This is a genomic window from Streptomyces sp. NPDC045026, from assembly GCF_056432625.1.
In genome coordinates this window covers 11,880-33,882 of sequence record NZ_JBWKIS010000042.1, presented here as the reverse complement: position 1 = coordinate 33,882, position 22,003 = coordinate 11,880, and the positions used below count along the sequence as shown (strand labels likewise).

The window sequence follows — 22,003 nt, the reverse complement described above, 5'->3', positions numbered from 1 at the left end:
GACGGGCAGCACACGGATGGGCGGCCGGTGGATCAGGGGGAGTCCCTCCTGAGGGTCCATGGCCCGTAGAGCTCAGGTGTAGCGGTCCAGAATGTCGTTGATCCGAGTGCCCGCTTCGGCGATGTCACTGAAGTGGGCCAGTGTGGCCAGGAGTTCACGGAGGTGGAGGATCGGCAGGCGCTCCCGCCAGCCCGCGTCGAGGGGGCGGACTTCCTCGTACGCGGCTGCGAACGTCGTCGGTACGGGGCCGCAGCCGTAGAGCATGCTGAGCTCTGCCTCCGGTCAGCCGTAGTACACGGCGGGGTCGCACAGCGCGGGTGTGCTGGATTCCGCATGCAGAATGTTGGCGTGCCAGAGATCGCCGTGCAGCAGAGAGGCGGGTTGGGGCGGGATCAGGTTCGGGAGTCGGCCGGTGAGGTGGAGCAGCCGTCCCCGGTTCCGCTCACCGAGGGCATCGGCGCATGACGGGACGTCGAGCCGGCACAGCAGTCGGTGCTCGGCGAAGAACTCGTGCCCGTCGTACGACCACGGGTTGCGTTGGACGAGGCGGCCCAGGTAGTTGTCGTGGCTGTAGCCGAAGAGTCTGCTGGTGATGAGATGTTGTTGGGCAAGTCCGCGACCGAGTGCCGCCCAAGAGGTAGATGTGGGGGAGTGGTTTCCCCGGTCCTCGAAGAGGAGGAACCGCTCGCCGAGCAGAAGCGGGGCGGGGGTCGGCAGACAATCGGCCGTTGCCAACTGCTCCAGCCCCCGTGCCTCAAGACGGTAGAGGTCTCTGGGCACGTTCGCGGACTGCTTGAGCACGCAGGTGGCCCCGGATGTCGTCCATATGCGGGAGGTGATGCTGATCGTGCCACCCTCCAGCCGTTCGGTTGCGGCTACGGATCCGTAGCCGCGGATCCGGAGCCGGCGGGCCACCTCAGGGTGCCGGTGGAGTGTCGGACGGCCGGTCACGAGATCCCTCCGGTTCCTGTTCCGTGAGCTGTGCTGGGCACAGTCGGCTTCTCCTTGACTGGTAGGTATTCACTTTGAGCGCAGGCGCCGTAGTCGGAACACATGTACAGATCGGCCTTGATACGCCCCCTCGTGTGGCGAGCCTTGGGGTGGGGGTCCACGGGACCGCGAGTCGACGAGATGTCTTCCGGCTGCCGGACCTCTGGCAGCTGCACTTGTATCGGTACGCGGCCGAACTGACCGTCGATGGTGTGGTCCACGAAGTCAGGCCCGGCCATGTCAGCCTGGTGCCGCCCGATGCGCTGGTGCACTACCACTACCGCGGACGCTCGGAGCATCTGTACGCCCACCTTGAACTGCCGCCCACCGGTGAGCTGTTGACAGTGCCCGTCATGCAGGACGCAGGTGCTCATACCCCCGTACTGACCGACTTGTTGCAGCAGGCCATCGCGGCGGCGCCGCGCAGTTCCGCCCGAGCCGCCGCGGAGATATGGGCTGCCCTGTGGCGCGTGGCAGAGCTGGCCGCACCGGCTACCGGAGGAACGGCCAAGCCGCATCCCTCGGTCGCCCTGGCCATCGCGTACATCGAGTCCAATTTGGCGGGCCCATTGACCGTTCCCGAGGTGGCGCGTGTGGCCGGGATTTCGCACAACCACCTCATCCGGTTGTTCAAGGGCGAGAACGGCGAGACTGTTGTCGCCTACATCCGCCGACGTCGGCTGGAACGTGCCCGACATCTGCTGCGGGAGTCGACACTGTCCATTCCCGCCATCGCGGCCGCCGTCGGAATCAGCGATCTGCAGGCCTTCAACAAGGCGTGCCGACGCGAACTGGGTGCGTCGCCGAGGGCCGTTCGCGCCGGTACCGGCTGATCAGTCGCGGCCCGTGCCGCGGTAGAGGTCCAATTCGCCGTCGAGCTCGACGGCCAGCACCGTGGCCTGCTCGTCGACGTCGGCCGCGTCCGGGGCGTCGATCCAGGTCACGCCCGGGACTTCACCGAGGCCACCGGTGACGCGGTGGCCGAGCTCGCGGTCCGTGCCGAGGACGGTGACGCGCTTGACGGTGTTGCGCAGCCCTCTGACGGAGACGGCCTCGCGGGGGGCGTCGAAGCAGACCAGGTAGAGCGTGCGCCGGTCGGCGGACAGCGTGCTGGGGCCGTAGTGGTGCCCGGCCGGGAGGCCGGCGACCGTCCCGTACACGGCGTCGACGTGCTTGGCGATCCATGCTCCGAGGCTCTCCAGGCGTTCGACCTGCTCCTCGGGGATCGTCCCGTCCTCCCGGGGGCCGACGTCGAGCAGGAGGTTGCCGCCCATGCCGATCGTCTCGGTGAAGTAGCGCACCAGCTGACGCACGGTCTTGTGGTTGTGGTCTTGGTGCTGGTAGCCCCACGAGTCGTTGACGGTCAGGCACAACTCCCATGGCCCATCGGGTGCTTGGAGTGGAACCCCCTGCTCGGGTGTGGCGTAGTCGCCGTAGCTGAGCATGCGGGCGTTGAGCACGGTGTCCGGGTTGCCCGCGAGGATCTGCTCGGACAGCTCCCGCATCCCCCACTGCTCCTCGCTGCGTTCCCACTCGCCGTCGAACCAGAGCAGGTCGGGGTGGAAACGCTCGACGAGTTCGCCCACTTGGCCGTCGCGGTACGCGACGTAGCGCGCCCAGGCCTGTGGGTCCTCCTTGCCGGGCTCGGCATGGGAGTACGGGTTGGTGGACACCTCGCCGTTCGGTGGCTCGGGGTGTCTGATGCTCGCGTAGTCGGGGTGGTTCCAGTCCGAGTGCGAGTAGTAGAGACCGACCTTGAGGTCCTGCTCGCGCAGCGCGTCGACATATCCGGCGATCAGATCGCGGCCGGCCGGAGTGTGCCGGACGGCATTGAGATCACCCTCAGCGGTGTCCCACAGGGCCACGCCGTCGTGATGACGGGCGGTGAGCACCGCGTACTTCGCGCCCGCGCGGGCGAACAGATCGGCCCAGGCGCTCGGGTCGTACTTCGAGGCGGTGAAGCCGTCGAGCTGCTTCATGTACTGCTCGTGTGTGACCTTCCCGGAGTAGAAGGACCAGGACTCCGGCACTCCGTCCACGGCGTAGATGCCGTAGTGGATGAAGATGCCCAACTTGGCGTCGGCAAACCAGGGCTGCATTGGCATGTGTCCACGCTAGGCAGCGGTGGTGTGTCGGCGCGTGGGCAGTGATCACCATTTCTGGTTGATTTTCACCTCGTCCGTGAACCCGGTCGGGGGGCTGCCGATCTTGCCCGTGGCGTGGACGTCGTCGAAGCCGAGGCCGCACGGTATGGACCGCCGGGTCCTCGGCCGGTCCGCCGCCATGCCATTCCATTTGGGACATTCTGACCGCAAGGCTGGTTCGGTCCTAGCTCCGGGTGAACACATGTTGAGCGTGTGAGAGGCAGTCACTCATGGTGATCCAGGTTCTGGTCGCCGACGACAGTGAGATCGTCCGTCGTGGACTGAGCAACATCCTCGCCTCGGCGGAGGACATCCACGTGGTTGCCGAGGCGTGGGACGGCCGTAGCGCTGTGGACGCGGCACGCCGGCTCAATTCCGATGTGGCACTGCTCGACATTCGCATGCCCGGTATGGACGGCTTGGCTGCCACCCGTGAGCTCCAGGCCCTACCCGTACCCCCGCGTGTGCTGATTCTGACCACGTTCGCGGCAGACGAGTGCGTGGATGAGGCGGTTCAGTCCGGAGCGAGCGGCTTCCTCCTCAAGGAGGCCCCGCCGGAGGAGTTGCTGCGCTCGGTCCGGTTGATCGCGGCCGGCGGGGCGACGCTCGATCCCTCGGTGACGGGATCACCAACGACATGCTCGGCGAGGGAACCGACGCCAGGCAGTCCCTGCGACGGCCCGGCTTCGTTCACGGCACCGATCACAACCAAGGACGCGGCCACATGCTCGCACAGGCCCTCGGCGGCTCCGGCGACACTTTGGACAACCTGTTCACCGCCACCCAAAACCCTACAAACTCGCCACACATGCGCGATCTGGAACTGCAGATCCGGGACGCGGCTCGCACCACCGTCGGCCACCCTGGAGAGATCGTCCAGTACAACGTCCATCTTGAATACACCGACGACAAGAAGACCTCTGTGCCCAAGTGGATCACTATGGAAGCCGATGGTGACGGCGGCTTCCAGCTCAGAGCCGACTTCGAGAACCCTGACCATGCCGCGCAGCAGATCCGACGCAGGAGCGGAATCGAATGAGCCCCCTCGAGCGCCTCACGGATCTCTGTTCCCCTCCCACTCCCCACCAACAGCCGGTGGACTGGGCACACGTCGAGTCCACTCTGGGTACCCCTCTCCCCCGACGACTACAAAAAACTCACCGCCACGTACGACCCTGGCTGCTTTGCCGGCTACCTCTGGGTCTACGACCCCCGGCATACCTCGGTCCACGTCAACGTGGTAGGTCCCGCGAGCAACCAGCTCCGGGAGCAGATGAGGTCCGATCACGCTCAGGGCATCTACCCGGCTCCCGTGGATCCCGCACTCCTGCTTCCCTGCGGCGGCACAGACAACGGTGAGCGGCTGTTCTGGGTGACCGATCCTCAGAGCCAACCGGATGCCTGGACGATTGCCGCCAACGAAGCACGTGGGCCCCGCTGGTTCACCTTTGCCGGAAACCTGACGCAGTTCCTGGTTTCGGTGTTGAGCGGAGAAACGCTGGTTCCGCAGTTCCCGAAGGATCTCCTGGAAGGCGGCATCGGCTTCGAACCGTCAGACCTCGACCAGTGGTATCCACCGATGCCGTCGGTACAGCCGCCCTCCGATCCGGAGAGAATCCGCGAGTGGGGCCGTGCGAACGGCTTCAACGTCCCCCTGCGTGGACGCATCCCGGCGGAGGTGCGGCAGGCCTGGGAGCAGGCCACCGAGAACGACTGACCCCGTCGCCGCGAGGCGGCTGACCTTCCTCAGCGAGCGCACCCACGTCGCAGGACCGGTCGTGCGGCCCTCCGACGGTTCTGGCATCGCCGCCGGCTGGGTGAGCGTGGACTGCGGCGCCCTGTCCGTTTGGTCGTCGACGTGCGGAGCGCACCTCGTACAGCTACTTGTCGCCCACCTGGCCAGGGACGAGCTGTGTCACTTCGGGCCGTAGTCGGCCCTGGCATTGATCCGGTACAGGCCCGTGTCCGGAAGGCTGATGCGGGCACTGAGGCGGCTCGCATGCGCGACGGCAGCCGCTGCCCAGCTACCGCCACCGACATCGACCACATCGGCGACCGCCACGATCACCGCGACGAGAACCCGCAATCCCGGCGTCGAAGGCCGGGATGTGACGAGCCGAATGAGAGCTGTGACCATGTGAAGTTGGATCGGCGGTGGACAGGTGTGGGGCGTGGCGACAGGCGCAGTCAGGAACACCAGGTCACTGCGCTGCCGGTTCCGTCGTCCGGCCTGACCAAGTACCACTGGAGGTCATAGTCGCTGTGACGTTGAGATGGCACTTACGGGCTGACCCGCGATTGGTCTTGGCGCGTGCTGGCCTGGGGGTTCGGCTGGCTGGTGTTCACTCGCAGCTCGGCCTGCTACTCGTACCGGTACTTCAGCGAGTCCGCCTCCGCCTGCTCGATGTCGGCGATCGTCAGCTCCGGCATCCGCAGCTGGGCCAGCGTCACCTCGGCCGAGGTCGGCTGGGCGTCCGCCGGCAGCCACTGCTCCGGCTTCCAGGCCCCGCTGCGCAGGAGCGCCTTGGGGCAGTGTGGGTAGACCTCCTCAATCCCCAGCACCAGCGCACTGGCCGGTGGCTTGCCCACGGCGGTCAGCTGCGACAGCAGCTCGGGGCGTGTGGAGACGACAGCCCGGCCATTCACCCGCAGGGTGGTGGTCCGCCCGGGGATGACGAACAGTAGTCCGGCCCGTCCGGTGGCGATGACGTTCTGCAGGGTGTCCAGACGCTTGTTGCCGGTCGCGTCCGGTATCGCTACCGTCCGTGCGTCCAGGACGGCGACGAATCCGGCGGGGCCGCCGCGCGGGGAAACGTCGCAGTTGCCCTGGGCGTCCGCGCTGGCGACCAGGACAAGCGATGAGCAGCCGATCAACCGCCGGGTGTGCTCGGTGAGTTCGGTCATCTGCTTGCGAACGGCCGCGTCGCAGGGGAGTTCGTACGCCCGGCGCAATGCCTCCTGGTCGGGCACGGCGTCGTGGCGGAGCGAGTCGAAGGCGCTGCCGGCAAGGGGTGTCGTCATGCCTCCGACCCTAACGAGCCGACTTGCGATTGATCTTGGCCGGTTAGGGCGGGGTCATAGAGACGGCCAAGCAAGTTGTCCGGTGTGCGACGGTCAAGCAAGCCCGCGCGGCAATGTCCCATCCTGCGCTGGGTGGCACGCTGCGAGTCCGGGCGTCACGGGCGACGTGAGGGCGACCGTCGGCGGGAGGCGGGGGCCGGGCCGAAATACGAACTGGTCTTCATCGACCGGCTCCTGGTGACACGGGTCCATCGGCGGATCGGGCTCACCCATGAGGCGTTGGGCGTGCTCTACGAGGTGGGATGCTCCACGATCGGCCGGGCCGTCCGGGAGGTCCGCTCGCTGCTGGCAGACCGTGGGTTCGCCGTCCCCGAAGGGGCAGGCATCCGGCTGCGGACCCTGGAGGACGTGTTCGCTTATGCCGCGGCCGAGGATGTCACCTTGCGGATCGACGGGACAGAGACCCAGGTTCGCCGTCCACGGCGAGTCGTCCCGGCCCGGCGGGCCTTCGTCTCCGACAAGCGCAGGCAGAACACCGTCAAGACCACCACGATCAGCGACGGCCAGGGCCGCACCCTGCGGTCCGGGGCCCAGCGTTCCGGCCGGATGTACGACCAGACCTCCGTGCGCACGGAGGGTATCGCCGAGCAGCTCCACCAACACCCCGGCGTGAGAGCCGGGCTCGACGACGGCTACCGCGGCCTGGCCAACGAGTTGCCCGACCAGGTCAACGCCCCACCCAGGAACCCGAAGGACACGAGAAGACGCGACCCCCGCCGAGGCGGTATCAGACACGGGTTCCGCGGACGAAAGCGATTCGACCACGGCAACGCTGAAGGGACTCGACTACTGCAGCCTGTTGGATCCGGCAGCCCTGGCCGCGGCCGGAATCCAGGATTCGAAGGGGCAGCTCCCGGCCGACTCCCCGAACGTCCTCGGCTGCTGGTGGATGCAGGACAAGACCCTCGTCAGCCTCAGCGTCAGCGTGGGCGTTCAGGTCAACGACCTGGACAAGGGCGAGAAGCAGGACTTCTCGGGCTTCGAGGGCGCGTCGCAGTACAACGAGATCACGTCCGAGTGCTTCGTCGACGTCAACGTCGGCCTCGACCAGTTCCGGGTCGACATCGCCGACCCCGGCGGGGAGAACAAGGCGCTCACCGGCAAGAAGTGCGACGTGGGGGTCCAGTTGGCACGCCAGGTGGTGTCCAAGATCAAGAAGTAGGACGGCGCCCGTTCCCGACACGGCAACCTTGCGGATCTTGAAGCGTAGAGAACTCCATGATCCATAGGAACCGTGCTCGTTCTACGTCAGCCTCCTCACCAGCTCGAACCCGGATGAGTCCGGAGAACTCCAGGGCCCTGCCTGCCCACCACCGTGCGCCGCCGCCGGCGCCAGCGCCCCGCAGGCAGTCCGGACACCCCGCACGTAGCTGACGATGATTGATCCATGAGCCTGGACAGAGAACCCGCCGACATCGCGCGGGACGCAGCCGAAGCCATCCGTGCACTCCAGCAGCGCACCCTCGACGTCTGCTTCGACGAGCCAACAGCCATCCACCGCACCTGCGACGAACTCAGGCAGGCAGTGCAGAGCACGCCTCAAGCTCTCATACACATCTGGATGGATCTGCAGACGATGGAGGTCCGTCTGGACAACGGCACCGACGGCCGAGACGCGAAGGAACAGGTTCGGCAAGCCCTCAACACCGCACACGACTCCCTCACGCAGGCCGGCGAGGCCATGGAACGCGCCACGCAACTCCTCTCCCACATGCGCGGACTTGGCAACGGGTGACGGCGTGATGACTGCGACCGCACAGAGCACTGCAGCCGGCGCCTCTTGAGTCGCATTCACGATGTCCGTCGCCCGAGTATCTGCGGGTGGCGTACGAGGATTTCAACCGCGCGATGCCGGCCCTGCGCGACGACGCGTGCATCGACAACTGGACCGCTGCCGAGAACAACCAGAACTTCATGCTGAGGCACGGTGGCCAGGAGGTCTCGCGCGCCGATGTGAAGCCGGGTGACATCCTCTACTACGAGCAGGCCGGCCCCAACGACTCCATCAAGAAGGGCACCACGCATCACGCGGCGATCGTCACGGCGGTCATGCCGGACGGTGAGATCAAGTACACCCAGCACACCGACTCGTACGAGAATGTCAGTCTCGAAGGCCGGATCAACGCCACAGAGAAGCACGAAGGTGCGCAGAACGTCCGCGTTGTTCGACCCGACCCCGACTGGTACTGATGTCAACGATGAACCCCACCACGACTCCGTCCCGCAGCCGCAACGGCCTCCTCGTCGCCGCCGCCGTGCTGGCCGTCATATCGGCCGGGCTGCTCGCCGCTCACATCTCCTTCGACGGGGACACGTTCCAGAACTGCAAGTATCTGGGGCCTTCGACGAGGATGTACGTCACCGCGTGGGCGGGGCCCGTGTGCAGCGGCGCCGCGCTGGTGCTCACCTGCCGCCGCACCCACCGCTTCACCGGCGCCCAGGTCACCCTCGTCTGCGTGGTGGCGCTGCTGCTGTTCGTCCAGCTCTTCGCTCTGTACTGGGTGTACGCGCCGGACCCGAGCGGTGGCACGGGCTGCTCGGGCCTCAGTCCCCTCATGCCGTAACTGAGGGACTACGTCGAGGTCCCGGTACTTATTGACAACTGTCGTCCGTCCAATCAAATCATCCTGTGCACTGCGGTTGGGGTTGAACGCAGGCCGGCTCCCTGTGCCGCTCGGAAATACGATTCGGTCTCGCAGAACTGGCAGTCCGAGCTCCTGGCAGTGGCAGCCATGACCATCCTCTCGGTATACCTGCGCCGGCGAGGCTTCCCGAAATCCGAGCCCGTCGGAACCCCACACACGTCAACGGGAGTCGAGGGCTGAACCCCGGCAGCACGTCGGCGGCTCTTTGTGCAGTGTGGTGCTGCCGGGTCAGGGTGTCTTGCCCGGCCGCCCCTCCACGGGGTCGTATGGCGGGCCGGTTCATCCGGGACGGCGTGCAGCAGCACCTCCCGAACCCCGCAAAATGGGATGCCGACGCGGTCCGCGACGACGTACGGGCGCGGGCTACGGTGCTGAAGTCGGTGATCCGTCCGCAACCGGGTGTCCGGAACCGCTGGGTACCGTCTTGACGTGCTTGATCGCATGGACGTCGAAGAGGAAGAGCCGGTGGCCGTGCAGAAACGTGGCGGCAGACGCCGGTGGGTGATCGCGGGAGGTGCGGCCGTCGTCGGGGTCGTTGTCGCGGTCGGAGGGGTTCTGGCTCAGTCCGGGCCCCAGGGCATCGCCGCACCCCGCGCCTGCCACACGGCGGTTCACGGCACCGCGCCCTCCGGCGCTCCGGCGAAGGGCGCCCAGGCACCGGCCGGTACCGCGCCCGCCGCGGACTTCGACGATGACGGCCACCCCGACCTGGCCATGGGAGCACTGGGCGACGTGGAGAACGGCAGCGGCGGCGGCAGCATCGCGGTGGCGTACGGATCCGGCAACGGGACCGGTCTCGCACGCTGCCAGTACCTCACGCAGAACGACGCCGGGATACCGGGGGAGGCCCGGGACGAGGCGTTCTTCGGGACCGATGTGGTGGCCCGCGACTTCGACGGGGACGGGTACACCGACCTCGCCACCGCCGTCTTCGACTGGAAACCGAGCGTGATCATCATGTGGGGCTCCCCGGACGGGCTGAAGAGTGCCGTCCGGGTACCGGGGACGGACGGCAGCCACGTCTCCTGGGCGCTGGAGCCGATCCTGGAGGAGCAAGTCGTCGCTGGTGACTTCGACGGGGACGGGCATGCCGATCTGGTCTTCGGGCTCGGTTCCGACAAGGGCCTGCTCAAGGGGCCTTTCAAACGCGACGGAACCCCGGCGGGCACCGGCCCGGTGTCCGCACCGCGCCAGCCTGCAAAAGACATCGACACCGCGAACTACCGCGGCCTGGTCGCCGGGGACCTGGACGGTGACGGTGCCGACGAGTTGATGGCCTTCCACCACGACAAACCCCTCGGTACAGCCCGGTTCGAGGAGCGCTGGCCGGTCAGCTACTTCCACGCCCGCGGCGGCGGCCTCGCCCAGCCAGATGACATCGACCTCCCCGACGCGGCGGCAGGGGCGGTCAGCGACGTGGACGGCGACGGCGTCGCGGACCTCGTGCTCAGTCCCCGGCGCGGCAAGGTGAGCCATAGCTCGGTGACCGTCGTGTACGGCTCCAAGGCCGGGCCGGGGAAGGGGAAACGGTCGACGACCATCGACCGCGACACCCCGGGCGTACCCGGCGAGGAACCCCAGGACGAGGACGCCGCGTTCACCTCCCTGGACACCGGTGACGTCAACGGTGACGGCTACGCGGACGTGGTGGCCGGCTCACCCCGGAGCGAGGAGTACGCGAAGACGGGCCCGGAACAGGTGCTGCTCCTGCTGGGCGGTCCAAACGGCCTGACCGGTAAGGGAACCCGAGTCATCGATGCGGGCGACATCGGCGGCAAGAAGAGCGCGCGGGCCACATTCGGTATGTCGGTGCGCCTCGTCGACATGGACGGCGACCAGCGGGCCGACCTGACGGTGGCCGCGCCGGGCGACGACAAGATTCGCAGCTCCGCATGGCTGCTGCCCGGCACGGGCCAGGGGCTGTCGACCGGCGGCGTCACTCGGCTGTACGGCGACAGTTTCGAGCGCACCGGGAAGCTGGACCTGTATATGGGAGGCGGCGGGATCGCCCGCTAGGGCCTCTCGTTTGATCATGCCGGGCTCGCGGGGTCTGGTGCCGCACCTCGCGGCGTTGTCGTCACTCGCCGACTCCCCCAAGCTCTCGGCTTCGCTCGAGCAGGGGGGACCCCCATCGCGTCGACTCCCTCCTCCGCCTTGCGATGCACGCTCCCCCAAGCTCTCGACTGCGCTCGAGCAGGGGGCACCCCCATGCCCCCGCTCCCTGACCCGGCCTGATCCAAACGAAAGCCCCTAGGCGCGCAGCAGATGGGTGGAGACTGCCCAGAGGCGCTCGGCGATGGCGGGATCGAGCGCCCGGGCGACGATCCCATCCGGTGCCCACAGATGGGTGTGCCCCGACGGCGAACAGGGAGGTAGCCGTCTTCGACTGAGCGTAGGCGGTCTGCGGGTCGGACGCTCCCGGGGTCATGGCGCCGTGTAGGCCTGTCCCGCTCGGAAATACGATTCGCGGCTGTGGCCTGCACGTTTGCTGATCCTGGCGAAGCGGGCTCGACTGCTCCGGGACGATCTGCGGATGCCGCTGCCGGTTGTCACCGCGCTGGTCCGGAATCTGATCACGGTGCCTGCTGCGGTGCTGCGCAGCCGCATGGCCAAGGACGCGGAAGTGCTGGCACTGCGGCACGAGAACGCGGTGCTGCGCCGTCAGATCGTCGGGGTCCGCTACGAGCCCGCGCCGACCGGATCTGGCCGGCGGTCCTGTCCGGGCGGGTCCCGCGGGGGCGCTGGCGCCAGGTCTTCGCGGTCACCCCGACCACGTTGCCGGCCTGGCACCGCCAACTCGTCGCCCGGAAGTGGACGTTCACCTCTCGTCGCCGTCCGGGCCGACCTCGCACCGCGCCCACCATCAGGCAATTGATGACCGAGTACATCCGGCACTACAACCGGCACCGCCCCCACCAATCCCGGCAGCAACTGCCCCCGGACAGTCCCGAATCACCCGCCCCGGCCACCGTGACCGACCTCCAGACCCACGGGATCCGGCGACCGGCCTGGCGCGGCCAGGAGTTCCGTTCGGTCAAGTCGAGTCGCGTCCGGACAGGTCAAGTGCCGTGCGGGCGCGGCGCATTGCCTCCTCGGCCGTCAGTACGGCGCCGCGCTCGTACGCCTCCGTGAACGCGGAAGTTCCCAGGGCTGTCCGGGCCGCAGCGGTGATGCGGTCGACGTCACCGCGTTCCGCGGGCGGCAGCGGGGCTCCGGCCCGGGAGCGGGCGGCTGCCGCCGCGCCCAGGAGTTCGGCCGCGCAGGTAGCGGTGGGGTCCTGTCCGGACAGGGTCGCCGCACCGGCGAGACCCTCCAGGGAGAGTGCCAGGGCGCGGGGTTCGGCGAGGAGGCGGGCGATCTCCAGCCCTTCCAGGTGGTGCGTCGCCGCCCCCTTCGCGTCACCGCGGAGCTCGGCGACGAAACCGAGTTCGGCGAGGAGCAGGTGGTCACCCGCCTGGGACGACACGTCGGCGTAGCCGTCGCGGATCTGCAGGAGGTGCGTCTCGGCCTCGTCGAGGTCACCGGAGCGGCGTGCGCCGAGGGCGAGGCCCATCACGGAGTGGATCTCACCGTACTTGTAGCCCTGCTCGGCGGCGATCCGACGCGCCTGTTCATGCAGGTCGCGAGCACGGTCCCAGTCGCGGGCGAGCAACGCGAGGCGCCCGAGCCCGGAGAGCCGCGCCGACACCTCCGCCTCCAGGCCCAACTCCCTTGCCATCCTGAGCCCTTCGTGCTGACGGCCTTCCGCGTCCGCGTACGCGCCCTTGATCTCGGCGAGTGCGGCGAGCGGGGACACGGTCTGCAACTCGCCCCAACGGTCGCCCAGTTGGCGAAAGAGCTGAGCGCTTCGCAGACCGTCACGGCCGAGTCCGGTGAGGTCGCCGCAGATCAGCGCGAGGGTCGCGCGCAGGCCAAGCGCAGCAGCGGTGACCCACTGGTCCCCGGCTGCGGTGGCCAGAGTGAGGGCACGGGTGTTCAGCTCGTTGCCTTCGGCCGTTTCGCCCGCGCTGAACAGCCCGTACGCGCAGAGCCACAGCGCGCGGGCGCGCCGGACGGGGTCGGGGATCGCCTCCGCACCGGTGTCGAGGCCGCTCGTGGTGTCGAGACCGTCTCCCGTGGCCGTGCAACTTCTTGCCGAGAGAGCGGCGACTGCTGTGAGGTCTCCGGTGAGCAAGGCGAACGCGGTGTGCAGCAGGGCGAGTTCGGCCGGTACGGAGGAGCCGGACGGGGTGGCCAGCGCCGAACCGAGGCTGCGGCGGGCCTCGTTGAGGCGGCCACGCAACAGCCACCACCAGGCCAGAGCGGTGGTCAGCCGGACCGCTTCCTGCGGTTCCCCGGCGCCCGCGCGGCGCAGCGCTTCGTCGAGTGCCGTACGGAGGTTGCCGGCCTCGGCGTCCAGCCGGGCCAGCCAGGACTGCTGCGCGTCGCCTCGCAGGTGTGGCTCGGCGTGTTCGGCGAGGGCCCGGTAGTGGCGCAGCTGACGGTCCCGTACGGCGGTGAAGTCCTCCATCTCGTGGAGCTGTTCGGTCGCGTACGCGGCGACGGACTCCAGCAGGCGGTAGCGGGGGCCGGTGGGTCCCTCCACCACGACGACCAGGGACCGGTCGACCAGCCGGGTGACGAGGTCGAGCACCTCGTCGCGGGTGACGCCGTCACCCGCGCAGACCGCTTCGGCGGCGTCCAGGTCGCAGCCGTCGCTGTGCGCGCCGAGGCGTCGCAGAACGATGCGTTCGGGCGCGCTGAGCAGTTCCCAGCTCCAGTCGATGACCGCCCGCAGGGTCTGCTGGCGGGCCGGCGCCCCGCGCTGTCCGAAAGTCAGCACCCGGAAGCGGTCGTTGAGCCGGGCGGCCAGCCCCTTCACTCCGAGGGCCCGTACGCGGGTGGCGGCGAGTTCCAGGGCGAGCGGGATGCCGTCGAGGCGGCCGCAGATCTCGGCGACGGCCTGCTGCTCGGTCTCGTCAGGTGCTTGCGGGTCGCGCGGGAATCCGGGGGTCGCGGCGGCCGCGCGTTCCATGAACATGCGGACGGCGTCGGCGGGCGGCAGGGGTTCGACGAGGAACACCGCCTCGCCCGCCAGGCCCAGCGGCTGCTGCCCGGTGGCCAGGACGCGCAGGCCGGGAGCGGTACTCAGAAGCAGCTCGGTGAGTTCGGCGGCCGCGTCGACGACGTGCTCGCAGTTGTCCAGGACGAGCAGGGTGCGCCGGTCGCGCAGGGCGGCGGCGAGCCGGTGCGGCAGGGAAGCGGCCGAGGTACCGGTGCCCGGCAGTGGGCGAGGGGTGTCGTCCCGGATGCCGAGGGTGGCGGCGAGTACTTGGGCCAGGTCCGCCGCGGTGCCGGTGCGGATGCCGGAGAACTCCACGAGCCATACTCCGTCGGCCGGTTCACCGGCCTCGGCGCTCTCGTGCTCGGCCTTGGCCGCTGCCACGGCCAGCCGGGTCTTGCCGACGCCACCCGGCCCGGTGAGGGTCACCAGCCGCTGTTCCGCCAGGAGTTGGGACAGCCGGGCGAGAGCCTGGTGACGGCCGACGAGAGGGGTGAGGGGGACGGGAAGATTCGACTGGGCGCCCGGTCCGGGAGTGCGCGTGGCGGCGACGGTGCCCGTGCCGGAGGCCGCGGCCGTGCTACTCGTCGCGCCGGCGCCCACCTCGGATGCGTGGCCCGGCGCCTCCCTCTGGGGCGTCCCCGCACTCAGCTCGGGGTCCTGCCGGAGCAACGCCCCGTGCAGCACGGCCAGTTCGGGGCTCGGATCGACCCCCAACTCCTCCACGAGCCGGCACCTCAGGTCGTCGTACGACGCGAGAGCCTCGCTCTGCCGCCCCGCCGCGTACAGCGCCCTCATCTGGACGGCGCGCAGGCGCTCCCGAAGGGGGTGACGTGTCACGAGTTCGGCGAGCTCCCCGGCGAGAAGCGCGTGGTCCTGTGCCTCCAGACGCGCCTCCGCCTGATCCTCCAGCACGGACAGCCGCTGCTCCGCGAGGCGTTGCGAGGCCCCCTGCACGAACCCGTCGTCCGCGAAGTCCGCGTACGCCGGCCCCCGCCACAGGTTCAGCGCCTCGGTGAGCAGGGTGGCCCGGGCGCGCGGGTCCGGCACGGGGCGGGCGTCGGTCACCAGAGCACGGAACCGTACGGCGTCCACCTCGTCGTCGCCGTCGAGTCGCAGCCCGTAGCCCGGCGGCTGCCGCACCACCCGGTCGCGGCCGACGACCCGGCGCAGCTGGGAGATCTTGGCCTGAAGGGCGGCGCGGGGATTGCCCGGAGGCGTGTCGCCCCACAGGTCCTCGATGAGCCGGTCGGCGGACACCGGCCCTTCGTCGTTCGCGAGAAGGTCCGCCAGCAGTGCCCGCACCTTGGCCTCGGGGACCTTGACCTCCCGGCCCTCGCCGTCCCACACCACCAGTGGCCCGAGCACCCCAAACCGCATGGTCACCACCGTACATGTCCGGGGAACCGGCCCCCGCAGGCTCTCGACGGCACCGCCCCGGCGTCACCGTCCGCCCCGCGGCGGTCGGCCCGAAGGTTTCCGGAAGGTTCCCCGAAGCGCCTGGGCGCAGAGTCGTCGTCGGGGAGGCACCACGCACCGGCGAGGAACGGGCACCCCCGGAGGGAGCGGCACTCATGACCAGGTACGCGGGCAGGAAAGCCCTCGTCGTCGGCGAGGTCACCGGCATCGGCCTGGCCATCGCGAAGCGTCTCGTGGAGGGCGGGGCCACGGTCCTGCTGACCGTCCGCACCGCATCCGAGCGCGCCCACGCGGTCGCCGAACTCGGCTCCGCCGCCCGCGTCGTCACCCCGTCCACCCTCGAAGCAGCCCTCGTCGCACCGGCAGGAACCGGTCCCGAGGCCGCCACGGAAGGCGGCCTCGATCTCCTGTTCTCCGACGTCGTGGCCACCGCGCGGCCCTTGCTGCCCCATCTCAGGGTCGGCAGCGCGATCGTGCTCACCGCCCCGACCCCCTGCCCCGACGTCGTACGGGCGCTCGCCACCGAACTCGTCGCCCGGGGCATCCGCGTCAACGCCGTGGCCCCGGGCTGTATCGAGGCGCCGGGCGCCAGCGCCGTCCCCCTGCCTCCGCTGGGCCGTCTCGGTGCCGCCGAGGAGGTGGCCCGCGCCGCGCTCTTCCTGGCCACTGAGGCGACGTTCTCCACGGGGGTGCGGCTGCCTGTCGACGGCGGCCTCACCTTCCCGTGAAGCGGCCGCCGTCCAGTACGTGCGCCCTACTGCGTCCATCACCGTCCCCACGCCCCTCGACGTCCCACACCTCCTTCCGGAACACCTGGAGCACATCCCATGAGCACCGCACCCGACACGGCGCCCGTCGCCGCGGCATCGGACCCGAAGAGCGAAGGCGAGGAACAGCGGAAGCTTCCGTTGTTCGCCCTGTTGGCCCTCGCCACGGCCGTCTTCATCACCAGCCTGACCGAGACCCTCCCCGCCGGTCTGTTGCCCGCGATGAGCCAGGACCTCCATGTGAGCGAGTCCGCGACCGGCCAGACCGTCACCGTCTACGCGATCGGCACCGCCCTGACCGCGATCCCGCTCACCGCGGCCACCGCGGGCTGGCGGCGCAAGAGGCTGCTGCTCACCGCCATGGGAGGCTTCGCCCTCGCCAACACGGTGACCGCCGTGTCGTCCGTCTACGAACTGACGATGGCGGCGCGGTTCGTCGCCGGTGTCGCGGCCGGTCTCGCCTGGGCCCTGCTCGCCGGTTACGCGCGGCGCATGGCCCCCGCCCACCTCCAGGGCAAGGCGATGGCCGTCGCGATGGCGGGCATCCCCGTCGCGCTCGCCCTCGGTGTGCCCGCCGGTACGTTCCTCGGCGACTGGCTCGGCTGGCGCGTGGCGTTCCTCGCGATGACGGCGCTCACGCTGCTGCTCCTGGCATGGATCACCGCGGCCGTCCCGGACTTCCCCGGACAGGAGCGCGGTGAGCGGCCCAGGATGCTGCCCACCCTGCGTATCCCGGGAGTGACTCCGGTCCTCTTCGTCACCCTCGTCTTCGTCCTCGCCCACACCATCCTGTACGCGTACATTGCCACCTACCTCGACCATCTGGGCCTGGGCGGCAGCACCGGCCTGGTGCTCCTCGTCTTCGGCGCCGCGTCGCTCGCGAGCATCTGGATCGTCGGCGCCCAGATCAACCGACGGCTCCGCGGACTCACCATCGACGGCGCCCTGCTGGTCGCCCTCGCCGCCGCGCTCCTGGCGGTCCTCTCCGACACCACCGCCCTCGTCTACGTCGCCGCGGTGCTGTGGGGTCTGGGCTGGGGTGGAGTGCCCACGCTGCTCCAGACCGCCGTCGGTGACGCGGGCGGCGAGTCGGCCGACTCGGCCCAGGCCATGCTCGTCACGTTGTGGAACGTGGCGATGGCGGGCGGAGGCATCGTCGGAGGCATCCTGCTCGACGTGGTCGGCAGCGAGTCCTTCCCCTGGACGGTCCTGCTGCTCCTGCTGCCGGTGATCGCGGTCGTCCTGTACGCCCGTCAGGCGGGTTTCCCCGCCCGACGGCCCGTCGCTCCTGCGGAGGCGGCGGTGACGGACCCGGCGGCCTGACGCGCTGAGGCGCGACGACCCGCCGTCGGAGGCCGTCAGCACTCCGGCGGCGGAAGTCGCCCCGTGGTCACCCGCGCCCGGCGGGTCGTCGCACCCTGCCGGTCACGGGGCGCGGTCGCCGAAAGCCGCGTCTCCGTACGGCACTTGAGGCAAGTTCATGACTTGTTAATATTTCACCTGACATGTCCGTCGCGCCGCTTCACCCCTGGTAGAGCCTGTTTCCCGGCCCGCGCGTGTCACTCGCTCGGAGTCCCACGGGAGGCGTTTACGCAGGTCAGCCCGCGACCTCGCAAAGTAGACGGCGGACCCGGGTAAACCCTGGCCGGAACGGTACTTTCACCTCGTACGTATGTGCCATGCATCCACTCGGGTGCGGGCGGTGACCGGTATCGAGGGGGCGTGGCGTCGGATGTCGTCGAGTGAGATACGCGCGGGGGCGCCGGGCGACGGCGCACGCATGCGGAGGTTCATGGACGAGGTCTTCGGGGTGAACCAGCGCCCCGAGCAACGGCGTTGGGCCCAGGCGTATCTGTGGGCCCTGATCCACGTGTCCGGCAAGAAGACACTGCGGCGCATCGCACGGGCCGGCCCCCTACCTACGGCTGCGGCGCGGGGCCTGCACCAGTTCATCAACGCCAGTCCGTGGAACTGGGTTCGGGTGCGCCGACGGCTCGCCCGACTGGTGGCCGCGCGGACGACTCCGCACGCCTGGACCGTCGCCGAACTCGTCATCCCCAAGCGGGGCGAGCACTCGGCGGGCGTGCACCGACGCATCGACGCGGCGACCGGACGCACCGTCAACTGCCAGAGGGCACTGGGCCTGTTCCTCACCTCGGGCACCCAGTCCTACCCGGTGGACTGGAGTCTCGTGCTCGGGGGAGAGTGGGACTCGGACCGCGAGCGCAGGCGCCGTGCGCGCATCCCCGGTGCCGAGGTGGGACGCACCGCCGCCGATCACGTGGTCCGGTACGCCACCGAGATGGCCGATCAGCCTCAACTCCCGCGCCTGCCGTGGGTGCTGGACCTCACCCGGTGCGACGACGTGGCCGGGGTCCTCGCGGGTCTCGCCCGGCTGCGGGCCGACGTCGTGTGCGAGGTCTCCCCGGACCAGCAGGTGGTCACAGGACGGCACGCCTCCGTGGTGACCACGGTGAGCGCGCTCATGGAGGTGCGGCACGGCCGCCAGACGCACGTGCTCCTGCGGCAGGCCCCCGACGGCCCCGTCAGGGGCGTGCCGGTCCATACCCACGCGGACACGGTGGGGCTGCCCGCACCCGGAGGCGCTGACGGGGCCGGCTCCCGTCGGTACCGCACCCTGGAACGGCCCGACCCGGAAGGCCGGCAGCCCGCCCGGTACTGGCTCACGACACTCACGGACCGCCGGGTGGAGGAGAACTTCCGTCTGGCCCGGAGCCACTCCGCGGCGCTCTCCGCCGTGGCCACGCTCGGGCAGCGGTTCGGCGCCCTCGACTTCGAGGGTCGCTCCTTCCCCGGCTGGCACCATCACATGACCATGGCCTCGGCCGCCTACATCTACCAGCGCTTGTCCGCCGCCGACGGCGGACAGGCCGTACCACCCGACCCACCTCGCGCACCCGCCGGCGCACTCGCCGGCGCCTCGAACTGACGTGAAGCCGAGGAACAGGGGTGGGCACGTGCGACAAGTACTCGTGGTGGAGCAGAACGCCGAGGACGCCGCGACCATGGTGAGCGATCTCCGGCGCCAGGGATTCACAGCTCGCAGCGTCGGCACCGGAGAGCGGGCCCTGCGCGCGTCCGGTGACGCCGATCTGCTGCTGTTCTCCCTGGAGTTGCCCGACATCGACGGACTGGAATTGTGCAGAGAACTGCGGAACAGCGGTGAGACCGCGCTCATAGCCGTCACCGATGCCGACGACGCACTGGGCCGTGTTCTCGCCCTGAACGCGGGCGCGGACGACTGCGTGGTGAAAACCTGGGGATTCCGTGAGATCGGAGCCCGCATCGAGGCGGTGCTGCGCCGTTCCCAGCCCCGGCAGGTACTTCCCGGCGCCATCTCCCTTCGCCATCTGCATATCGATCCCCGCCTGCGTGAAGTGCGTCTGCACAACCGGCTCGTCGGCGTCACGTCGAAGGAATTCGAGCTGCTCTACACCTTGGCCGCCACCCCCGAAACGGTCGTGACGCGAAAGGAGCTCATGGCCCGGGTCTGGGGAAGCAACTGGGGCCACAGCAGCCGTACGATCGACACGCACGTGAGCAGCCTCCGGGCGAAACTCGGCTCCAGCGGCTGGATCATCACGGTCCGGGGTGTCGGCTACCGCATGGGGTACGCATGGCGCATGGCCGAGACGTCTGCCGGGTGAGAGCCGGTCGAGCCAGGGCCCGGGGACGCGTGGTCGCGTTCCCGGGCCCTCCTGTCACGCCGTGCGGACCGACGTGCGCTCCAGCCTTCGCAACAACGGGTGGTGTGCCTCTTCGGTGATTCCCGCCGCCCGCCGCGCCCACCAGGCCGATGCGAGGTTCGAGGACAGCAGGGTGCGCCCCGGGTCGTGTCGGGCCAGCTCGTCGAGCGCGGCGAGGGTACCCATGCCCGTGCCTGTGAACAACAGGGCGGTGTCGGCGGGCAGTTCCCCCTCCCGTATGTGCGTCAGGAGCGTCCTGGTGGTGACCTCGTACGGGTCGTAGTGCGCACCGCCGTCCGCAGCCGCACCCGCAGGAACGAGCACCATCCCGTCGACCGTGAGACCGGCTCGCTCCCAGAAGGTGCGCGAGGTGTCGGTGAGCCATGGCTGGTAGGGGGAGACGAGCGTCAGACGGGTCACCCCGAGCGCCTCGCAGGCCGTGAGGATCGCCTGCGTCGAGGATCGCACGGGGGAGCCGGCGCGTCGGGACAGCTCGTCGCAGAAGTCCCGGTCACCCTCGGGGTCCAGCAGGTAGTGCGACGCGCTGCACGCCACCACGGTGGCGTCCAGCCGCAGTTCGCCGAAGCTGCCGAGCAGGGCGGGCAGAACCTCGTTGTACGTCTCCAGCATGGCTCTGAGCCCGGCTCCCGGCGTCACCGGGAACCTGGAGGTGTACACGTTCATCGCGGTGCCGAGCAGATGATTGAACTCGGGTTCCGCCGTGGGGTTTTCCGGTGGAACGACGACCCCCAGCCGGGGCAGCGAGAAGAGATCCATGACCGCACACTAGGACGCGAGTGCTGTGAACGGCCCTTGCTCAACCGATATTTGGCAGGCAGCACACACCCGCCCAGGAGTCCCTTTCCTTCTTGACATTCCTTGACACTCCACCACACAGGCCTGACGCGGACGATATTGCTCTTTCGGGCCCGGCGGCGAAGGATGTTGATCGGCGATCAGGCCGGTGCCCCCCCCGAATTCCGATTCACAGACCCTTTCGGGAATGCAGACCTTTCGGGAACAAGGAGTGAAGGAAATGGCAGAAGCAGAGAGCCTCGAAGAACTGGAGAGGCCGCCCCGGATATCCGACGCGACGCTGCGGGACTCCGCCCACATGGCGGGCGTCGAGTTCGGCCCCGATGACGCCGCCGCCATCGCGGACCTGCTGGTGCGTACGGGCGTCGAGCTCGTCGAGGTGGGCATGGTCTCCGGGCCGGACTCCAAGGACGCCGATCTCGTCCTCGCCACCCACGAGGCCGTCGGCCCCGAGCGCAGCATGACGCTCCTTGTCGTACGTGACCGCCGTCAGGTCGCGCGGGCTCTCGACGAGGCCGAGCGCCTGGGCGTACGCCACATCATGTACTCCATCCCCACCTCCGAGGAGCACGCACGGCTGAAGCTCGACTCGGCCAGCCCCAAGTTCCTCCAGACCCTGGCACGTTCGGCGATCACCCAGGCCAAGGAGCGCGGCTTCCATGTCACGTTCAGCGGCGAGGACGGCGCCCGCACCCCCAAGGAGCGCCTCGTCCCCTACGTCGCGGCGGGGTTCGCGGCGGGGGCCGACCGGTTCCGGCTCGCCGAGACCGTCGCCTATCTGTCCCCCTGGCAGATGGAAGGTGTGATCGCGGACATCGTCGCGATCGACGGCTCCGAGATCGAGATCCACTCCCACAACATGCTGGGCATGGCCGTCGCCAACTCCCTTGCCGCGGTCCGGGCCGGCGCCCGGTGGATCTCCGCCACCGTCGGTGGCATCGGTGAGCGCGGGGGCAACGCCCCGCTGGCCGAGCTGCTCACCTCGCTGCGCGTGATCCACGGCGACACCCGCTTCGAACTGAGCCATCTCACCGAACTGTCGAGGATCGCCCTCGGCGGAGCCGGCCTGGGGGACGCCTTCCAGTCCGGGCCGACCACCCCGCACGCCTTCGCCTACGAACTCCCCGGGCAGCTGAACCACCCCGAGGCGTACGAGACGCTGCCCGCCGAACTCGTGGGCAACAGACGTGAGTTGCGGGTCCGTAGCCGACTCACCACCGCTCTGGTCGCCTGGGCGCTGACCGACTCGGGCCTGGAGGTCGACATCGACGCCTTCACCCCGTGGCTGGCCCAGCGGCAGGAGCGCAACGGGCGCCCGACGCTCGACCGGGACGCGATCCGCAAGGCCGCGATCGACTTCCGCCCCGCGCACGCCTGAACTCCGCGCGCACGC

17 protein-coding genes and 5 pseudogenes are annotated in these 22,003 nt (G+C 69.4%); 16 read left to right on the top strand and 6 right to left on the bottom strand.

Features of this window, described 5'->3' with window-relative positions; genetic code table 11:
- Positions 1 to 72 precede the first annotated feature (72 nt).
- Positions 73 to 915, bottom strand: a pseudogene (locus AC07EJ_RS43205) (fructosamine kinase family protein).
- A 170-nt stretch (positions 916 to 1,085) separates the two neighbouring features.
- On the opposite strand from AC07EJ_RS43205, the gene AC07EJ_RS43200 reads away from it, so the two are divergent.
- Complete coding sequence (locus AC07EJ_RS43200) at positions 1,086 to 1,823, top strand: helix-turn-helix domain-containing protein (RefSeq protein ID WP_389484189.1); 738 nt, start codon at positions 1,086 to 1,088, stop codon at positions 1,821 to 1,823.
- Here AC07EJ_RS43200 and AC07EJ_RS43195 read toward each other — a convergent pair whose 3' ends face one another.
- Complete coding sequence (locus AC07EJ_RS43195) at positions 1,824 to 3,095, bottom strand: alpha-L-fucosidase (RefSeq protein ID WP_478886302.1); 1,272 nt, start codon at positions 3,093 to 3,095, stop codon at positions 1,824 to 1,826.
- A gap of 269 nt (positions 3,096 to 3,364) precedes the next feature.
- On the opposite strand from AC07EJ_RS43195, the pseudogene AC07EJ_RS43190 reads away from it, so the two are divergent.
- From AC07EJ_RS43190 to AC07EJ_RS43180, 3 genes and pseudogenes are all read left to right on the top strand, one after another.
- Positions 3,365 to 3,700 (top strand): annotated as a pseudogene (locus tag AC07EJ_RS43190) (response regulator); the annotation flags it as partial.
- Between the two features lie 71 nt (positions 3,701 to 3,771).
- On the top strand, positions 3,772 to 4,173 hold the full coding sequence (locus tag AC07EJ_RS43185; RefSeq protein WP_478886301.1) for a DNA/RNA non-specific endonuclease: 402 nt from the start codon (positions 3,772 to 3,774) through the stop codon (positions 4,171 to 4,173).
- A 273-nt stretch (positions 4,174 to 4,446) separates the two neighbouring features.
- Positions 4,447 to 4,851 carry an Lsr2 family DNA-binding protein gene (locus tag AC07EJ_RS43180; RefSeq protein WP_478886300.1) on the top strand — a complete coding sequence of 135 codons (405 nt, stop codon included), beginning with the start codon at positions 4,447 to 4,449 and terminating at the stop codon, positions 4,849 to 4,851.
- Between the two features lie 198 nt (positions 4,852 to 5,049).
- On the opposite strand, the gene AC07EJ_RS43175 is transcribed toward AC07EJ_RS43180, so the two are convergent.
- A complete protein-coding gene (locus AC07EJ_RS43175) occupies positions 5,050 to 5,271 on the bottom strand; it encodes a hypothetical protein (RefSeq protein WP_478886299.1) in 222 nt (73 codons plus the stop codon).
- Between the two features lie 224 nt (positions 5,272 to 5,495).
- Positions 5,496 to 6,155: an MSMEG_1061 family FMN-dependent PPOX-type flavoprotein gene (locus tag AC07EJ_RS43170; RefSeq protein WP_478886298.1), complete on the bottom strand. Its 660-nt coding sequence runs from the start codon at positions 6,153 to 6,155 to the stop codon at positions 5,496 to 5,498.
- Positions 6,156 to 6,239: 84 nt separating this feature from the next.
- On the opposite strand from AC07EJ_RS43170, the pseudogene AC07EJ_RS43165 reads away from it, so the two are divergent.
- The 7 genes and pseudogenes from AC07EJ_RS43165 to AC07EJ_RS43135 all read left to right on the top strand — a co-directional run.
- Positions 6,240 to 6,842: pseudogene (locus AC07EJ_RS43165) on the top strand (transposase family protein); the annotation flags it as partial.
- Positions 6,843 to 6,897: 55 nt separating this feature from the next.
- A pseudogene (locus tag AC07EJ_RS43160) lies at positions 6,898 to 7,377 on the top strand (DUF3558 family protein); the annotation flags it as partial.
- Between the two features lie 225 nt (positions 7,378 to 7,602).
- Positions 7,603 to 7,950 carry a hypothetical protein gene (locus AC07EJ_RS43155; RefSeq protein WP_389484174.1) on the top strand — a complete coding sequence of 116 codons (348 nt, stop codon included), beginning with the start codon at positions 7,603 to 7,605 and terminating at the stop codon, positions 7,948 to 7,950.
- A gap of 86 nt (positions 7,951 to 8,036) precedes the next feature.
- Positions 8,037 to 8,405, top strand: a complete 369-nt coding sequence (locus tag AC07EJ_RS43150; protein ID WP_478886297.1) for a hypothetical protein — start codon at positions 8,037 to 8,039, stop codon at positions 8,403 to 8,405.
- 8 nt (positions 8,406 to 8,413) lie between these two features.
- A complete protein-coding gene (locus tag AC07EJ_RS43145; protein WP_478886296.1) occupies positions 8,414 to 8,779 on the top strand; it encodes a hypothetical protein in 366 nt (121 codons plus the stop codon).
- A 132-nt stretch (positions 8,780 to 8,911) separates the two neighbouring features.
- Positions 8,912 to 9,040, top strand: a pseudogene (locus AC07EJ_RS43140) (DUF6766 family protein); the annotation flags it as partial.
- A 249-nt stretch (positions 9,041 to 9,289) separates the two neighbouring features.
- Positions 9,290 to 10,876, top strand: coding sequence for an FG-GAP repeat domain-containing protein (locus tag AC07EJ_RS43135; protein WP_478886295.1), 1,587 nt, complete (start codon positions 9,290 to 9,292; stop codon positions 10,874 to 10,876).
- A 1,018-nt stretch (positions 10,877 to 11,894) separates the two neighbouring features.
- Here the strand turns inward: AC07EJ_RS43135 and AC07EJ_RS43130 are convergent.
- On the bottom strand, positions 11,895 to 15,281 hold the full coding sequence (locus AC07EJ_RS43130) for an AfsR/SARP family transcriptional regulator (protein WP_478886294.1): 3,387 nt from the start codon (positions 15,279 to 15,281) through the stop codon (positions 11,895 to 11,897).
- Positions 15,282 to 15,475: 194 nt separating this feature from the next.
- Here AC07EJ_RS43130 and AC07EJ_RS43125 point away from each other — a divergent pair, with 194 nt between their 5' ends.
- From AC07EJ_RS43125 to AC07EJ_RS43110, 4 genes are all read left to right on the top strand, one after another.
- Complete coding sequence (locus AC07EJ_RS43125; protein ID WP_478886293.1) at positions 15,476 to 16,048, top strand: SDR family NAD(P)-dependent oxidoreductase; 573 nt, start codon at positions 15,476 to 15,478, stop codon at positions 16,046 to 16,048.
- A 99-nt stretch (positions 16,049 to 16,147) separates the two neighbouring features.
- Positions 16,148 to 17,410, top strand: a complete 1,263-nt coding sequence (locus AC07EJ_RS43120; RefSeq protein WP_478886292.1) for an MFS transporter — start codon at positions 16,148 to 16,150, stop codon at positions 17,408 to 17,410.
- Positions 17,411 to 17,819: 409 nt separating this feature from the next.
- On the top strand, positions 17,820 to 19,037 hold the full coding sequence (locus AC07EJ_RS43115; protein WP_478886291.1) for an IS701 family transposase: 1,218 nt from the start codon (positions 17,820 to 17,822) through the stop codon (positions 19,035 to 19,037).
- Positions 19,038 to 19,065: 28 nt separating this feature from the next.
- Positions 19,066 to 19,755 (top strand): response regulator transcription factor, encoded by a 690-nt coding sequence (locus AC07EJ_RS43110; RefSeq protein ID WP_389484154.1) that lies wholly within the window; start codon positions 19,066 to 19,068, stop codon positions 19,753 to 19,755.
- Between the two features lie 54 nt (positions 19,756 to 19,809).
- Here AC07EJ_RS43110 and AC07EJ_RS43105 read toward each other — a convergent pair whose 3' ends face one another.
- Positions 19,810 to 20,571, bottom strand: coding sequence for a maleate cis-trans isomerase family protein (locus AC07EJ_RS43105; protein WP_389484152.1), 762 nt, complete (start codon positions 20,569 to 20,571; stop codon positions 19,810 to 19,812).
- Between the two features lie 259 nt (positions 20,572 to 20,830).
- On the opposite strand from AC07EJ_RS43105, the gene AC07EJ_RS43100 reads away from it, so the two are divergent.
- Positions 20,831 to 21,988 (top strand): isopropylmalate synthase, encoded by a 1,158-nt coding sequence (locus AC07EJ_RS43100; protein WP_389484149.1) that lies wholly within the window; start codon positions 20,831 to 20,833, stop codon positions 21,986 to 21,988.
- Positions 21,989 to 22,003 lie beyond the last annotated feature (15 nt).

Coding starts and splice junctions, on each gene's coding strand:
- AC07EJ_RS43105 (WP_389484152.1), bottom strand. CDS start 20,571: ATGGATCTCTTCTCGCTGCCCCGGCTGGGGGTCGTCGTTCCACCGGAA.
- AC07EJ_RS43100 (WP_389484149.1), top strand. CDS start 20,831: ATGGCAGAAGCAGAGAGCCTCGAAGAACTGGAGAGGCCGCCCCGGATA.
- AC07EJ_RS43130 (WP_478886294.1), bottom strand. CDS start 15,281: ATGCGGTTTGGGGTGCTCGGGCCACTGGTGGTGTGGGACGGCGAGGGC.
- AC07EJ_RS43195 (WP_478886302.1), bottom strand. CDS start 3,095: ATGCCAATGCAGCCCTGGTTTGCCGACGCCAAGTTGGGCATCTTCATC.
- AC07EJ_RS43185 (WP_478886301.1), top strand. CDS start 3,772: ATGCTCGGCGAGGGAACCGACGCCAGGCAGTCCCTGCGACGGCCCGGC.
- AC07EJ_RS43175 (WP_478886299.1), bottom strand. CDS start 5,271: ATGGTCACAGCTCTCATTCGGCTCGTCACATCCCGGCCTTCGACGCCG.
- AC07EJ_RS43155 (WP_389484174.1), top strand. CDS start 7,603: ATGAGCCTGGACAGAGAACCCGCCGACATCGCGCGGGACGCAGCCGAA.
- AC07EJ_RS43170 (WP_478886298.1), bottom strand. CDS start 6,155: ATGACGACACCCCTTGCCGGCAGCGCCTTCGACTCGCTCCGCCACGAC.
- AC07EJ_RS43145 (WP_478886296.1), top strand. CDS start 8,414: ATGAACCCCACCACGACTCCGTCCCGCAGCCGCAACGGCCTCCTCGTC.
- AC07EJ_RS43125 (WP_478886293.1), top strand. CDS start 15,476: ATGACCAGGTACGCGGGCAGGAAAGCCCTCGTCGTCGGCGAGGTCACC.
- AC07EJ_RS43115 (WP_478886291.1), top strand. CDS start 17,820: ATGTCGTCGAGTGAGATACGCGCGGGGGCGCCGGGCGACGGCGCACGC.
- AC07EJ_RS43120 (WP_478886292.1), top strand. CDS start 16,148: ATGAGCACCGCACCCGACACGGCGCCCGTCGCCGCGGCATCGGACCCG.